9 protein-coding genes, 1 tRNA gene and 1 pseudogene are annotated in these 15,618 nt (G+C 62.5%); 2 read left to right on the top strand and 9 right to left on the bottom strand.

The features are described from left to right. Positions 1-454 precede the first annotated feature (454 nt). Entirely contained in the window at positions 455-1,474 is a 1,020-nt protein-coding gene (locus BM116_RS11465) for a CNNM domain-containing protein (protein ID WP_083724696.1), read from the top strand. A gap of 103 nt (positions 1,475-1,577) precedes the next feature. Here the strand turns inward: BM116_RS11465 and BM116_RS11470 are convergent, their stop codons facing one another. The 3 genes and pseudogenes from BM116_RS11470 to BM116_RS19170 form a co-directional block, all read right to left on the bottom strand. Continuing rightward, a complete protein-coding gene (locus BM116_RS11470) occupies positions 1,578-3,602 on the bottom strand; it encodes a carboxylesterase/lipase family protein (RefSeq protein ID WP_083724694.1) in 2,025 nt (674 codons plus the stop codon). 16 nt (positions 3,603-3,618) lie between these two features. Beyond that, a complete protein-coding gene (locus BM116_RS11475; RefSeq protein ID WP_169847226.1) occupies positions 3,619-5,613 on the bottom strand; it encodes a carboxylesterase/lipase family protein in 1,995 nt (664 codons plus the stop codon). Positions 5,614-6,067: 454 nt separating this feature from the next. Continuing rightward, positions 6,068-6,412, bottom strand: a pseudogene (locus BM116_RS19170) (catalase/peroxidase HPI); the annotation flags it as partial. Between the two features lie 421 nt (positions 6,413-6,833). Here BM116_RS19170 and katG point away from each other — a divergent pair. Next, positions 6,834-8,957, top strand: a complete 2,124-nt coding sequence (gene katG, locus BM116_RS11485) for a catalase/peroxidase HPI (RefSeq protein ID WP_083724690.1) — start codon at positions 6,834-6,836, stop codon at positions 8,955-8,957. 73 nt (positions 8,958-9,030) lie between these two features. Here the strand turns inward: katG and BM116_RS18870 are convergent. From BM116_RS18870 to BM116_RS11515, 6 genes are all read right to left on the bottom strand, one after another. Beyond that, positions 9,031-9,125 (bottom strand) — tRNA-Sec (locus BM116_RS18870). Between the two features lie 15 nt (positions 9,126-9,140). Beyond that, positions 9,141-11,000 carry a selenocysteine-specific translation elongation factor gene (selB, locus tag BM116_RS11490; RefSeq protein WP_169847225.1) on the bottom strand — a complete coding sequence of 620 codons (1,860 nt, stop codon included), beginning with the start codon at positions 10,998-11,000 and terminating at the stop codon, positions 9,141-9,143. Beyond that, positions 10,997-12,376, bottom strand: a complete 1,380-nt coding sequence (gene selA, locus BM116_RS11495) for an L-seryl-tRNA(Sec) selenium transferase (RefSeq protein ID WP_083724686.1) — start codon at positions 12,374-12,376, stop codon at positions 10,997-10,999. Before selA ends, selB begins: the two co-directional genes overlap by 4 nt. A 15-nt stretch (positions 12,377-12,391) precedes the next feature. After that, positions 12,392-12,922 carry a UGSC family (seleno)protein gene (locus tag BM116_RS19305; protein WP_328586206.1) on the bottom strand — a complete coding sequence of 177 codons (531 nt, stop codon included), beginning with the start codon at positions 12,920-12,922 and terminating at the stop codon, positions 12,392-12,394. Next, on the bottom strand, positions 12,919-14,355 hold the full coding sequence (locus BM116_RS11510; protein ID WP_083724680.1) for a thioredoxin family protein: 1,437 nt from the start codon (positions 14,353-14,355) through the stop codon (positions 12,919-12,921). Before BM116_RS11510 ends, BM116_RS19305 begins: the two co-directional genes overlap by 4 nt. A gap of 127 nt (positions 14,356-14,482) precedes the next feature. After that, a complete protein-coding gene (locus BM116_RS11515) occupies positions 14,483-15,505 on the bottom strand; it encodes a DUF2804 domain-containing protein (protein WP_083724678.1) in 1,023 nt (340 codons plus the stop codon). Positions 15,506-15,618 lie beyond the last annotated feature (113 nt).

Consider the following 15,618-nt stretch of genomic DNA (forward strand, 5'->3'; position numbering starts at 1 on the left):
TCGGCAGGGCGCAATGCCCTGCCCCACGGCTGTGCAATCAGCGCAGCCCGATTTCCGCGCGCCGGATCGAGCAGCTCCGGCTCGGTTCTGGCCCGCTGATCCGCCTCAATCTGCGGACCTGGGTCAGCCGCAGCACTGGTATCCACTGTGCACAGGGTATCCTGGAAGACAAAGTTCAACGCCACACCAAAGACGCCCCCAAGTGCCCTGCACCGCGCCAAGCAGAGCGGTGGCGTTCACGATTCCCAACGCCAGCAGCAACATGGGCAGCGCAGGCAAACGGCCTGGAAATCAAAACTCAGGGTAGTTGTCAGCGCCATAGAGCCTCCATGGTCAGGTGTATCCTGGTCCCTCATAGCTCTGGAAAATACAGAAACCTTTTGCAGCACCTTGCCACACATCAGGCAGAGCCAAGGCGTACAATGGTGGTCCGATTGACTACCTGTGTTGCCTGATGACCCTGCTGATAGCCTTTGCTGTCCTTTCCATTTTTGTCTCTTTTCTCTGCTCCGTTCTGGAAGCTGCCCTGCTGTCGATGACGCCCAGTTTCATTGCCCAGCAAAAGGCCGATAAGCCCAGGCTCTACAACCGCCTGCGCCACCTGAAAGAAAACGTTGATCAGCCGCTGGCCGCTATTCTGACGCTCAACACCGTCGCCCATACCGTGGGCGCCACCGGTGTTGGTGCACAGGTCACCCTGGTGTTTGGCGACGGCTACCTCGGCGTTGCCTCGGCCATCATGACCCTGCTGATTCTGGTGTTGTCGGAAATTTTTCCCAAGACACTGGGCGCTCGTTACTGGCCCAAACTGGCACCTGCCCTGCCCGCCCTGCTGGGCAGCATGATCACCGTGCTCAAGCCCTTCATCCTGCTGTCTGACCTGGTCACCCGCGGCTTGGGCGGCAAGGCGCCCGAGCACGATGTGCGCGAGGAGATCAAGGCGTTGGCGCTGCTTGGCCGCGAACTGGACAAGCTGGATGAAGACGAACAGCGCATGATCAGCAACGTGCTGGAACTGCACAACATGCGACTGCGCGACATCATGACCCCCCGCACCGTGTGTGAGAGCCTGGCACCGGAGCTGAGCATCAGCGAAGCGCTGGTCCGAGTGCAGGACAGCCAGTTCTCGCGCTACCCGGTGATCAACGAAGACGAAGCCCCGCTGGGCGTGGTGTTTCGCGTCGACATTCTCGCCGCCAAGGACCAGAACGCGCCCATCAGCTCGGTGATGAAACCGGTCAAGGTGGCGCAGGATTCACTCAATGTCGAAACCCTGATGGGCCAGATGCTGAGCGAGCAGCAGCACATGTGCCTGGTCTATGACGAGTTCGGCAGCTGGGGCGGCCTAGTGACCATGGAAGACATCCTGGAAACCCTGATCGGCAAGCCAATTCTCGACGAAACCGACGACGTCCCCAACATGCGCCGCCTGGCACGCAGGCTGTGGGAACACCGGCTGAAGTCGACCCGCTAGCCACAAAAACAAAACCCCGGCAGCGCCGCTCATGGCGCTGTCGGGGTTGGCCATCTGACCAAAGGGTTGCTTGGCAACCCGTTCGCACGACTCAATAAAACACTTAACGCGGCTCGGCGGTACCCGTCACCATACGCGCGGTGCCGTCCGCGCCCATTTCCATCAATGCATCGTTATCCAGCGTGTACGCCGTCCAGCTGATGGCATCCGTGCTGGGGTTGCCGGTTTTGGCGAAGTTGGTCCACTGCAACATGGTTTCTTCAGCCACCGCCATATCCACCGCGCCATAGCGCATCGACGCATACACATCGGCGGCATCACCCTGGCTACCGGTTACACCGTTGCCGTTCAGGTCACCAATAGGCGGACGCTGCCCCTGCGGCGTCAGCACCAGCCCCAGCAGATAGTTCTGCACCATGCCGGCCGGGTAGTTGAACAGATACGGCAGCTCGCAACCATGGCAGCTGGTCAGCCCCAGCTCCGCCCAGCCCGGCGGCACCCGGCTGAAGCGATAGATGAACTGGTCGGACTCATAGCGCGCCGAGCGTTGCTGCAACCAGATCGGCATGGCAGCGCGCAGCGTGGTGTAGTCACCATTGGTCACGCCTGCCATCAGCGGGACATCACTGGGCATGCCGTCGAGTACATTCTGGTAGTAGGTTTTGGGCTGATAGTAATAGTCCACGTTGGGGCGATAGGTCTGACGCGGGATGCTGTTGTCCAGATCCGCCTTGGCCAGCGCCGTCCAGGGCAAGGCGCGCGCCTCTTCCAGGGTGGTGACACCCGCACGTTCGAACAAGGCCTCACCAATGGCCTCAGATTCAGCCAGCGAATCACCGGGCGCGCTGGTGGTGTCCAGCGGCGCAAATCCGCTTTGCACGATAGCCTTGTGGAACAGGCCGCTGGCCTGCGGCGAGTTCATCAGCGAGTAGACCTTACCGCCCCCGCCGGACTGACCGAAGATGGTCACGTTGTCAGAATCTCCGCCGAAGGCCGCGATATTGTCTCGCACCCATTCCAGTGCCATGACCAGGTCCATCTGGCCGTAATTGCCCGAGCCGTTGTAGCCGCTTTCTGCGGTCAGCAACGGGTGAGCGATGTAGCCAAACGGCCCAAGACGGTGGTTGACGGTCACCAGCACCACATCCTTTTCGGTCAAGCCATCGGGGTTGTTGTACTGCTTGGAGTTGGCCGAGAGGATGGCAAAGGAGCCGCCGTGGAACCACACCATCACCGGCAGGTTGTCGGCATCCTTGGGCGCGGTAACGTTGAGGTACAGCGAGTCTTCACTCATGCCGCCCTCGTTAACCCCTTCCAGCGTGTAGTCCTGGGCGGATTGATCAGCCCAGTCCACCGCATCGCGCACGCCCTCCCAGGCTTCAGCAGCCTGCGGTGGCTGCCAGCGCAACTCACCCAGCGGCGGCTTGGCGTAAGGTACGCCCAGGAACTGCCAGGCATCGGCGCTGGCCTCAAACCCGCGCAAGGTGCCGCCGGTAGTTTCGACCTCAATGCGCGGGCCGCTGGCACGGGCGAAGTGCGCCTGGGCATCAGCCGCATCGACAATGGCGCGCGGACGCGGGTCGGTATCGGAGAAGGCGCCGGCGGTTTCCAGGTCATCGACCAGATCCGTGATCGCCGCAAGAAAATCAGCCGTGCTCTGATCCAGTTCAAGCGCACCGGCTGCCGACACCGCGTCACGAATCTGCGCGGTCAGCTGGATACCGTTGTTCAGGTCACCGTCGGCGTCCAGGCTCTGTAGCAGCACCAGAATATTGGCAACTCGCTGGTCGCTGGCATCCACTGCGCCGTCAACAATATCCAGCGGCGTCAGCACCTCGGCGCCGGATGCACTGCCCAGTTGCAGATCGCCGATGGCGAAGGTCAGCGTCTCACCGGGCTGATAGCTGAACTCGCCATTGTCGCCCGTGGTGGTCGCAGCAGTGCTGCTGCCACTGTAGTTAAGCCCGGCCACCGGGCTGTCGACAAAGACGCCGCTGGCACTGGCGGTCTCATCATCGCTGCCGCCACCGCCACCCAGGCAGCCAGCCAACGGCAAGGCAAACGCAGCTATGACCGCCAGGCTCAGACGGCTGCGCCGTCCGTCAAATCGTTTCATTGTGCTCTGCATGTCATCGCTCCCTGAATCAGTCTTGCAGTTGGTCAGCCAGGTTGGAGCCGATCTCCGCGCCGCTGCTGAGTTCGACGTATTGCTGGGTCTCAGCCTGATAAGCCGGATAGGTCACCTCATCGGTGATGCTTGGGTTACCGGTTTTGGCAAAGTTGGTCCAGATGGTCATCATGCGATCGATCACCTCGTCGTCTGTGGCATCAAACCCGGCAGATGCCATGATGTCCGCAGGGTCGCCGCGCGAGCCGGATACACCGTTACCGTTCAGGTCGCCAATCATCAGCGGTTGATCGGTAGCCGGGTCCAACACCAGCCCCAACTGGTAATGGGTAACCACGCTATCGGGCATATTGAACAGATAAGCCAGCTCAGCAGCGTGATAGGCCTGCATACCACGAGCGCGCCAACCCGCCGGTTGGTGGGCGAACAGCGTTGCGAACATCGGCTGGGCTTTCAGTGGCGCCATCCAGGGAAAAACGTTAATCGCGCTTGCGGTTGGCTCTTCGGTGTCATTGGTGTTGATGCTGAACATAAAGGGCACATCGTTATCCTGACCGCTCTCGAACAGCGCACGTTCAGAGATCGGCAGGTAGTGGTTGTCGATGTTGGTGTACTCCAGCCCGGTCGCAGCAGCGGCGACCTCGTTCCAGGGCGCGGCGCGCATCTCGGCCAGCGAATCAACGCCCATGCGCTGCTGTACGCTCAGGCCAACCGCTTCGCCATCGGCCAACGTGCGAGTGTCCGGCCGCAGGGTGCCACTCTGACTGATCGCGCGATGAAACAACCCGGCGGCCTGCGGCGAAGCCATCAACGACAGCACCTTGCGCCCACCACCGGACTCGCCAAAGATGGTCACGTTATCCGGGTTGCCACCAAAGGCAGCGATATTGTCCTGCACCCACTGCAGCGCCATGATCAGGTCCATCTGGCCGTAGTTGCCTGAGCCTTCATACTCGCTCTCAGCACTCAGCTCGGGATGCGCCAGATAACCGAACGCACCCAAACGATGGTTGACCGACACCTGCACCACGCCCTTGGTCACCACGGCCTCGGGGTTGTTGAAGGGTTTAGTGTTACTGGTCAGCGCGGTAAAGCCACCGCCGTGAAACCACACCATGACCGGCAGATTATCGGCATCCTTGGGCGCGGTGACGTTGAGGTACAGCGAATCCTCACTCATGCCACCTTCACCAAAGCGTTCCAGCGCCGGGTTTTGCGCGGCCTGATCGCTCCAGGCAACAGCATCACGTACGCCCTCCCAGGGCTCAGCCTGCTGCGGAGCACGCCAGCGCAGCTCGCCCAGCGGCGGCTTGGCGTAGGGGATACCCAAAAACTGCCAGGTATCATCGGTGGCTGCGAAACCGCGCAACTCGCCACCGGTGGTGGACACCAGATGGCGCTCGGAGGTGGAGCGCTGAAAGTGCTCCAGCGCATCGCTCGCCACCGCTACAGTGCGTTCACGTGGGTCGGTATCGGAAAAGGCCCCAGCGGCCTCAAGGTCAGCAATCAGGCCGGCGATGGCTGCGCGAAAGTCCGACGGACTCTGATCAAACTCGATAGTGCCGGCGACCAGAGACACCTCGTCGCGGATCTGCGGACTGATCTGGATCCCGTTGTTCAGGTTGCCGTCGGCGTCCAGGCTCTGCAGCAGAATCAACTGGTTGAGGACCCGCTGATCGTCTGCGCCGGCAGCGCCGTCTACCAGATCAAGCGGCGTCAACAGCTGGCCACCCGCCGCGCTGCCAAGCACCAGATTGCCGATAGCAAAGGTCAGGGTTTCACCGCTGCGGTAGCTGAACTCACCGCCCTCGCCGGTTTTCGATGCGGCAGTCTGGCTGCCCTGGTAATCAAGCCCGGCTACCGGACTATCGACAAAGGTACCGCTCAGCACATCATCGTTGCTGCCGCCACCGCCGCCGCCCAGACAGCCGGCCAGAGGCAAGGCGAGAATCGCCAGTGAAGCGCCTAGCCAGGCTGGACGCCCAGCTCGCTTTGCGAGTGTGAAGGTCATACCGCTCTCCGCGTGTTGTTGTAATTGGGACCCGGCACCGACCGGGGTCGGTAGCGAATCTGACCTGAGCATAGGTAGTGAGCCACGCAGCAACAACAGCTAAAAAACCACTGAGACAGCACCTTCGAATTGAGCCAAAAAAGAAAAACGACCCATCGGTCACCTGCAAAACCTTTTGGTCAAAGCAGGCCTAATTAACACACCAAAGTCGGTATAAACGTTCATTCCGCTTATCAAGCCAACCCGTTTCGTCTTGTCCCGAGGTGTGTGCTGAACAATTTATGGCGCTCTTTTTTCGTCTGTTCGGAGAACCGCATGGGGAGACAAAAAGCATCGAGTCGTAGGCTTAAAAACGCCGTTATGAATGATCATTCACAATGCTAATTCCAATAGTGGCAGCACAGAAACGCCTCGGGCGCCATCGCGGCGCCCGAGGGTTAAAGCACAAATCAGATCAGGCCAGGTCGAAGCGGTCGGCGTTCATCACCTTGTTCCAGGCGGCGACAAAGTCCTTCACGAACTTCTCACAGGCATCATCCTGGGCATAGGCTTCAGCCAGGGCCCGCAGCTGCGAGTTGGCTCCAAACACCAGATCAACACGGGTACCGGTCCACTTCAGTTCACCGCTGTGGCTGTCGCGGCCCTCGTATACGTCTGCATCGTCAGCGGTGGGTTTCCAGACGGTGTGCATATCCACCAGGTTGACGAAGAAGTCGTTGCTCAGGGTGCCCGGGCGCTGGGTAAAAATGATCTCCTCTCCAACGATGTCCAGCGTGTCCAGCAGCAACGTGTCGTCGGGCTGCATAGCCTCGCGGCTGCTGATACGGCAGGCATCCTCGGCCAGCAAGCGCGCCATCCGACTGCAGGCATGGTCGGTGGAATCCAGCGGTATGCGGGTTTTGCCCATGCAGGGTGCTCCTTTGACGCCATTAGGCTGCCCTGTCCGGTTAGCAGCTGCTGGACATCGCAAAAATGATAATGCGACACCTTCTCATATGGAGAGCAAAAGTAACATGCGAACCTGCTCATGCACAGCAGGCCTTGACCACGATTGCCGCAGAGGCTTGTGGGAGGACCGTCTGGGCATTGGTGTCACTCAAAGAAAAAATCAATCACCTCGGTAGAATTTTCAAAATTGTGCACGCCAGCATCGCTATCTAATCTCATTGAGCAAGCAGCCAACAAGACCGCTGCGCTACGCCCTTGATAAGGAGAATGCCGTGTCAAACTCAGGTAAGTGCCCATACAACCCCGCTGGCCAAGGAACAGCCAACCTTGATTGGTGGCCCAACCAATTACGTGTCGATCTGTTGAACCAACACTCTGAGCGCTCCAACCCACTGGGTGACGATTTCAACTACGCCGCTGAGTTCAAGAAGATCAACTATTCAGAACTCAAGGGCGACATCAAGAAGGCCATGACCGACTCCCAAGAGTGGTGGCCGGCTGACTGGGGCAACTACGGTGGCCTCTTCATCCGCATGGCTTGGCACAGCGCCGGCACCTACCGCCTGGTTGACGGCCGTGGTGGTGCGGGTCGCGGCCAGCACCGCTTTGCCCCGCTGGGCTCCTGGCCGGACAATGCCAACCTGGATAAAAGCCGCCGCCTGCTTTGGCCGGTGAAGCAGAAGTACGGCCAGAAAATCAGCTGGGCCGACCTGTTTGTGCTGGCGGGCAACATTGCGCTGGAAGCCTCGGGCTTCCGCACCTTTGGCTTCGCGGCCGGCCGCATCGACAGCTGGGAGCCGGACAACGACGTCAACTGGGGTGTAGAAAAAGCCTGGCTAGAACACCGTAAATCCGAAGCCCTGAAAGACAGCCCTCTGTCGGCCACCGAAATGGGTCTGATCTACGTCAACCCGGAAGGCCCCGAGGCCAGCGGCGACCCCAAATCCGCCGCCCCCTTTATTCGCGCAACCTTTGGCAATATGGCGATGGACGATGAAGAAATCGTCGCGCTGATTGCCGGCGGCCACACCCTGGGCAAAACTCACGGCGCGGTGCCTGGCGACATGATCGGTCCGGACCCGGAAGGCGCTCCCATTGAATCCATGGGCCTGGGCTGGACCAGCGGCCAGGGCAGCGGCGTCGGCAAAGATTCAATCACCTCAGGCCTTGAGGTCATCTGGACGCAAACGCCCACCCAGTGGAGCAACTACTTCTTCGAGAACCTGTTCAAGTACGAATGGGTGCAGACTCGCTCGCCGGCTGGCGCCATTCAGTGGGAAGCCAAAGACGCGCCCGAGATCATGCCCGACCCCTTCGACCCGTCGAAGAAGCGCAAGCCGACCATGCTGACCACCGACCTCACCCTGCGCTTTGACCCGGAGTTCGAGAAGATCTCGCGCAAGTTCCTCAACGATCCGCAGGCCTTCAACGAAGCCTTTGCCCGCGCCTGGTTCAAGCTGACCCACCGAGACATGGGGCCGAAAGCCCGCTACCTTGGCCCGGAAGTACCGAAGGAAGACCTGATCTGGCAAGACCCGCTACCGGCCGCCGGCCCGCTGCCTTCCGCCGCCGACATTGACGATGCCAAGGCCAAGATCGACGAACTGGGCCTCAGCGTTGCCGAGCTGGTGTCGCTGGGCTGGGCGTCAGCGGCAACCTACCGCAACGGCGACAAGCGGGGCGGTGCCAACGGAGCGCGCATTGCCCTGCACCCGCAACGCGGCTGGGACGTCAACAAGGTCGCCGTCGGCGCGCTGACTCAGCTTGAAGGCATCAAGGCTAGCACCAAGCTGTCGCTGGCCGACCTGATCGTGCTGGCCGGTAACCTGGGCGTCGAGAAGGCCGCCAAGGCCGCAGGCGTGGCCGTCAAGGTGCCGTTCTCGCCAGGTCGGGTAGATGCCCTGCAGGAACAGACCGAGGTACACACCACGGAGTACCTGAAAGGCGTGGCGGACGGCTTCCGTAACTGGAAAGCCTCCGGCATCGACATCAGCGATGAAGTATTACTGGTCGACAAGGCCCAGCAGCTGAGCCTGACTGCACCTGAGATGACCGCACTGGTCGGCGGCCTGCGCGTACTGGGCGCCAACTGGGACGGCAGCAGCCACGGCGTGTTCACCGACAAGGTTGGCGTGCTGAGCACTGACTTCTTCGTCAACGTGCTGGACATGGCCACCGTCTGGAAGCCTAACGGCGAGCACTACGACGGCCTGGACCGCAAGAGCGGCAAGCCGAAGTTCACCGCCACCCGCGCGGACCTGGTGTTCGGCTCCAACTCCATCCTGCGTGCCTACTCCGAGGTGTACGCCTCCGCAGATGGCAAGGAGAAGCTGGTCAAGGATTTCGTCGCCGCCTGGACCAAGGTGATGAACCTGGATCGCTTTGATCTGATCTGAGCCGATATGCCAACCAGCGGTAACACAGCGCCTTCCTCGTGAAGGCGCTGTGCATTGCGCAGGAACCACAAAATGGCGGAAGGACATGGGAGTCGAACCCACCAGACACGCGTTGCGCATCTCACCGGAGTTGAAGTCCGGGCGCCCCACCGGGGACGATGTCCATCCATTGCAGCAGCCGGCTCAGCCAGCCACCAGAAAACGTTGCTCGCGCACAAAGCGGGTCACGCCCGCGCGATCCAGATACTCCAGTATCTGAATGGTCAGGTTGCGGCCGATGCCCGAGGCATCACGGTACTGGGCCGCATTGAAACTGCCGGACGGCGAGTCTGCCACCAACTGCCGCGCTACCGCTACCAACCCTTCCACCTGTGATGGCAGGTAATAACGGTTCGGCGCCACCGCGATCAATTCGCCAGAGCGCTGCATGCGCAGCAAGAAGGCTTTGAGTGCTACCAGCTCCATCTCCAGCGCGGTCGCCAGCTCACCGACAATCGGCGGGCGCAGGCCGCCGGGCGCCAGTTCGGCGACAACCCGCGCCAGCAGTTCAGTATCGCCAACCTGCAACTGCGGCTGATGCTCCGGCAGGTGCAGTGCCCATGCAGTGCGCTGCAACCGTCCCTCGGTCTGCCAGCGCTGCAGCAGTTGCCGCGCCAACGGTAACGGCAGTTGCAGACAGCCGACCAAGCCGATCTGCCCTTCCCCCGGCCCAAGCAACTCGGGGTGCTGTTGGTGCCAATCGGCCAGACGTTCGGCCAAATGCTGCCACCGTGCTTCGCAAAATGGCTCCGTAACTGCAACCCGCTGGCCAGCCGCCGCCAGTACGATCAACCCTGCATCCGGGAGCAACTGTTCCAGCTGCTCGGCGGGCAAATTCAATTTCAGCGCCAGTTCGGGCAACGCCACCGCGCCCTGCTGCAGCGCTGCGGCCAGCACCTCACTCGGCGTGCTGGCATTCGACCAGGCAGCCAGCAGCGCCAGCCGCTGCGGCTTGCTGCGACCGCGGCCCACACCCTGCGGATCCAGTACCCGACCGCCACCCAGCGTGGTGTTGGCCGCCGGGTCGCGAATGATAAAGCGATCTCCCCAGACCGCAGACACCGGCTGTTCCAGCATCAGCTGCGCCAGCCCCGCGGCCTCATCCAGCAGCACCACCCGTACCGAATGGATCGCCGTGCCCAGATGCAACTGCAGCACGCCACGGTGCCAATGGCTCTCGGGTAACTGCGTAAGGGAAACATCAAGCCGATCACTGAGCGGCAACACCTGCTCGCTCAGCCAGTCGCCGCGCTGGGGCTGGTCTGCCGACACCGCGCCACCCAGATTGAGCGCACAGCGTTGTCCGGCATGAACCTCGGCAACCTCGCTGGAGGCCCGTTGCAGGCTGCGCACCCGCACCTCCTGCCCATGCAGCCAGAGCTTTTGCCCCACCTGCAGCCGACCGCTGACCAGCGTGCCGGTCACCACACAGCCCGCCCCGGCAATGCTGAAGCGGCGGTCAATCATGAAGCGCGCCGGGCTGTCGCTTGGCCGCGTCTCGCGCTGTTCCGCCTGTTGCTGCAGCGCCTGACGCAGCGCGTCAATGCCCTGCCCGCTGGTGCTGGAAACCCGCCATACGTCCGCATTGGCCCAACCCGCCTCGGCGGCCAGCGCCTGCACCTGCTCGACAACACGCTCGCGCTGAGCGTCGTCCACCAGATCACAACGGCTGATCACCAACCCCAGCTCGCGCACGCCCAGCAGTTGCAGAATTGCCAGATGCTCGCGGGTCTGCGGCATCACGCCGTCATCGGCCGCTACGACCAGCAGCGCCATATCCACCCCGGCAACCCCCGCCAGCATGGTGCCGATAAAGCGCTCGTGGCCGGGCACATCGATAAAGCCCAGCGGCTCGCCGGTCTCACTCGGCAACCAGGCAAAGCCCAGCTCGATGGTCAGCCCGCGGCGCTTTTCTTCGGCCAACCGGTCGGTATCCACTCCGGTCAGGGCATGAATCAGGGTAGTTTTGCCGTGATCAACGTGGCCGGCGGTGGCAATGATCACGCGTCGCTTTCCAGCGCGGACAGCAACACCTGCGGCTGCTCCAGACAGCGGCAGTCGAGCAGCAGGCTGTCATCGGCAATCCGTCCGATTACCGGCTGCGGCAGCCGGCGCAGTCGCTCGGCCAACTGCCGCAATGCGCGACTGCGCTCCCGCCGATTGCCGCTGGCGCTGCGCAGCCGCAGGGCCGCGCTGGGCAGAACGTCCAGCGGCAGTGACCCAGAGCCAATCTGGCTGCTGACCGCGCAAACATCTACCGCAAAGCCGTCCCCCACCCAGCGCTGCAGATCAGGCAGCAGTGCCGCGCAGGTCTGCTGAATCGACTCGGCACTGCGGGTCAGCAGGCGCAGGGTCGGCACCCGCTGCACCAGCGTGTCCGGGTCGGCGTATAACCGCAGTACCGCTTCCAGCGCTGCCAGGGTCATCTTGTCGCAGCGCAGCGCGCGCTTGAGCGGGCTTTTGCGAATGCGCGCGATCAGGTCGGCGCGTCCGGCGATGATGCCGGCCTGCGGGCCGCCCAGCAGTTTGTCGCCGCTGAAGGTCACCACGTCCACACCTTGCGCCAGCACCTGCGCGACCACTGGCTCAGCCGGCAAACCCAATGCCTGCAGATCAATCAGCGAGCCACTGCCCAAGTCCACCGCCAGCGGTACACTGTGCTCGCGGGCAATCGCCGCCAGCTGCGACTCATCCAGCGCCGTGCTGAAGCCATCAATGCGGTAGTTGCTGGTATGCGCCTTGAGCAGCAGCGCGGTGCGCGGACCCACGGCTTCACTGTAGTCTCGCGGGTGGGTACGGTTGGTGGCGCCAACCTCGCGCAGCTTGCAGCCGGCGCGGGCCATGATGTCCGGCAGCCGAAAAGAGCCGCCGATCTCGATCAGCTCACCGCGCGACACCACTACCTCGCGGCGGTTTGCCAGGGCATTGAGCACCAGCAGCACGGCAGCGGCGTTGTTGTTGACCACGGTCGCGGCCTCGGCGCCGGTCAGACGACAGATCCACTGCTCAACGTGATCGTCACGGTCGCCGCGTTGCCCGCTGACGAGATCGAACTCCAGATTGCTCGCCCCGAGCGCGACCGCGTTCATCGCCGCCACCGCTTCCGGCGGCAACGGCGCGCGGCCGAGATTGGTATGTAGCACGGTCCCGGTCAAGTTCAGCACCGGGCGCATGGAGGGCGCCAGCGTCGCCAGCAGGTGCTGACGCAGCCAATGCACCAGCGCCTCCTCGTCGCTGATCTGCCCGTCGCGCCACAGCTGCAGCGCGGCACGCACGCCATCGAGCACCAGCGCGCGGCCGTGATCGGCAATTAGTTGCTGCACCAGCGGCCAGGCCAAAACCCGGTCGACCGCTGGCGGTCGGTTGATGGCGGCCGTCATGCGGCCACCTGCGGCTCAGTCTGCGTCGCCGCTTTGCAGCAGGCGCAGAATCTCTGCCAGCGCGCCATCGGCAAGCGCGCGCATTTCATCGTCGGTGCGGTCCTGGATCGGATGCGGAACAAAGACCATGGCCGGATCAAAGCCAAGGGCCTTCGACTGCAACGCCGCGGCCTGTACAAATTCACTGGAGGCAACCCCTACTCCCGGGATCTGACGCGACTCCAGGTCTGCGATGTCATGCATACAGCACGACGTGCAAGACCCTCAGTCGGCCAGACCTTCCACCAGCAGATCCACCTCGGCGGCCATCTGCTGCTTGAGTTCAGTCGGGGCAATGCGGGTGAAGGTGGGCTTGGCGTAACGCTTCACCTCGATACCCATGTCTGCCAGTTGCTCCTCGATGCGATCGAGAAAGACGTTGCCGCGCGGCTTGGAGATATCCAGCAGCCCCACCACCTTGCCTTCAAGGCTGGTTGGACGTGCCAGACGCGCGCGTTGGGCCGGCGCGCGTTCTGCGGTCGGATCAAGCAGTATGTTGTCGGTCATGACGTTACCTCACGTGTTACCGGAGACGAGCCAACCGGGCCGGAAGCGGCCCAGCCAGCGATGATGGCGGAAAACAGGCCAGCGGTGCCGCCAGCCCGGACAATCAGCAGCCCGCCCGGACGAAACTTGGGCACCTGCTGATCCTTGAAACGTTCAGGAATACCTTCAGCAATGCCGCCGGCGCCAGCAACCAGCTCGGCGCCTGGCGCCAACAGCAGGCGTTCCAGCTCTTCACGCAGCCGCTGCTTGGACCAACCCGCGTCGATGAACACCCGCGCATGCTCAGGCGAGACCACCAGCACCGCGTCACCGGCCATCGCCAGCTTGGCGTGGTCCACCGTGCGTAGCGACAGCGCAAAGGAGCGCGCCAGCGATTCCGGGTCACGGGACTTCTGATCAACAATGCCCTGCACCCCCTCGCCGGGGAACAGAGTCACCGCCGAGCGCCCGGCCTCAACACCGCGCTCCTGCGCCAGCGGCAACCAATCGGCGTCTTCGGCCTCGGCGAAACAGAAACTGTACTTGCCGGGGTTACCCAGGGTAGCCCGATCAATCTCGCCGGGACGGCCGCCGCCCACGTTACGAATAATCAGCTGCAGCGCGCGGCCGATGGTGGCGTTGGCGCGGTTACCCTGCCCCAGCGCATTGACGCCCGAGTTCATGCCGATGGCGCGCGCCGCCGGCCCGTTGACCACAATCATCGGGCTGCCGAACATGGTGGTGCAGATCAGCCCGTGCAAGCCGAACTCATCACTCAGCGCTGCCTCCAGCGCCGCCAGCAGCACCGGCATGTATTCCGGCTTGCAGCCGGCCAGCACCGCGTTGATGGCGACTTTTTCGACGGTCACCGGCACCAGGTCCGGCGGCATCAACCCGACCACGTCGTCGGGCTGGCGGCTGGTGCCCTTGAGCATGCGCAGCACCCGCACCGGCGTCGGCGGCACCACCGGCAGACCGTCGCTCCAGCCACGCTCGAAGCAGGCCTCCATCGGGTCTTCGGCGCTACCCATGTCGATCTCGCGCGACTGCAGGCGGATATTGCCAAAGGCCAGCTCAAGCTCTTCGCTGACGCCCGGCTCCAGTGTCTTCGAGCCGCAGCCCGGCCGCATCACCGGCAGCGCTTCGCCCAGCTCGGCCAAACCGGTCAGCTGGCGCCAGTCTTCCTTGTGCCAGCCGTAGGTACGCTCGACCTCTTGGCCGGTCTCAACGCGAATCAGCGTGGGTACAAACTCAATGCCGAGATGGAAGGAGTGTTCGAGGCTCTGATCGTAGAGAGCAGACGGCAGCTCAGCGGCGTAGTCTGCCGAGTCCTGGGCGTAAACCGTCAGTGGACCGGCCTGGGCGATCTCGGCCAACAGCGGCTCGACCAGTCGGCAAGTTGGACAATCAGCCTTGGCGACGACAATCAGGCCGTCGGGAAGTGCGGGTTTCATGGGCAGCCCTTGTGGGGTCTTGTGTCTCAATGAACAGACAGAATAGGCAGCCTCAGGCCCGCTGCCAACCCGCCATGCCCCGTCATCGGCCTGCTGATTGACCTGCCATCAGCGCAGCCGCAGTCTGCTACCAGCGGGCGTAGTGATCTTCCACCAGCCCCCAGGCATCAGTAATCTGAAGCGTCTCGCCCGGCAGCCGCAGCACCCCGCTGTACTGCCCAAAATGCTGCTTGAAGTTGGATGCCAGCAGCAGCGCGTTGAGCTTTTCTTGCCGACTACCGGCCGGTGCAAACTGCAGATCGATCTGGCCATCGGCCGAGCGCAGCTGCCAGGGTGAGAGTGGCGCGCTGCGATCAAACTGAAAGTCGACCATATCGACCTTGATCAGTTGATCGTCCAGCCACAGGCCGTTCTCGGTAAACCCGGTTTCATTAACGCCTGCCGCCAGGTTAAAGCCCAGCCGCCGACCATCTGGCAAACGGCAAGACAAACTGCCCCAGTTCCAGAACGTCTCCCGCCGCATAAAACCCGCCGTCCAATCCACCGCCGCCAGCGCGTCGATCTGGCGCAAATCAAACTGCTGCCCGTGCCAGCTGACACTACCAGTACAGCAACGCGCCGCCGTCTTGCGAGTAAACACCCAGCCGGCATAACCGGCGCGGGTGCAGACGGACAGCGGCTGCTGGCTCGGCGCCTCATTAATCCGCGCGTCAATCCACGTACCACCGGACAGCTCAACCCTTAGATGGCGTACACCGGGTTCGCTACCCGCATCCACACTGATGCGATTCGCCCCTTTGGCAAACAGCGCCGCTCCGTCGCCCGGACGCGGGTCGATGTAGGTATTGCGCGCCAGCGGCTGCAGAAAGCTGAACTCGTCAAAGCGCCGGGTGCGCGGATCGAACAGGTACACGAAGGCATTGCTGACCAGCTTGAGATCGACAATCGCCACGCCAACGATCAGCTCCGGGCTCAGCAGGCTGATGAACTGAAACTGATTGCAGCCAAAGCGTTTGGCCAACTGCGAGCGCGGCTTGTCCATCACCGTGCGCAGGTCAAAATCGAGGTAGTTGATCTCCTCAACCCCGTCGGGGAAGAGGCCATAGCTGGGCTGGCCTGCGGCGTTGATCAGGCGGGGTAAGGCGGGCATTGGGGTGCTCTCTTGTTATGGGTAGTCGGTGCTCAACGCAGCCCATTCGGCAAATCAGCTGCTGCGTGCCAACCCTATCGCATTGACGGAAAAGTGCCAGAGCTATCGGTGGT

It is taken from the genome of Halopseudomonas pachastrellae (genome assembly GCF_900114765.1).
GTDB classification, from domain to species: domain Bacteria; phylum Pseudomonadota; class Gammaproteobacteria; order Pseudomonadales; family Pseudomonadaceae; genus Halopseudomonas; species Halopseudomonas pachastrellae.

Excerpts from the sequence above, each read along its gene's own strand:
- BM116_RS11470 (WP_083724694.1), bottom strand. The coding sequence starts at position 3,602 with ATGCAGAGCACAATGAAACGATTTGACGGACGGCGCAGCCGTCTGAGC.
- BM116_RS11475 (WP_169847226.1), bottom strand. The coding sequence starts at position 5,613 with ATGACCTTCACACTCGCAAAGCGAGCTGGGCGTCCAGCCTGGCTAGGC.
- BM116_RS11510 (WP_083724680.1), bottom strand. The coding sequence starts at position 14,355 with ATGAAACCCGCACTTCCCGACGGCCTGATTGTCGTCGCCAAGGCTGAT.
- BM116_RS11465 (WP_083724696.1), top strand. The coding sequence starts at position 455 with ATGACCCTGCTGATAGCCTTTGCTGTCCTTTCCATTTTTGTCTCTTTT.
- BM116_RS11515 (WP_083724678.1), bottom strand. The coding sequence starts at position 15,505 with ATGCCCGCCTTACCCCGCCTGATCAACGCCGCAGGCCAGCCCAGCTAT.
- selA (WP_083724686.1), bottom strand. The coding sequence starts at position 12,376 with ATGACGGCCGCCATCAACCGACCGCCAGCGGTCGACCGGGTTTTGGCC.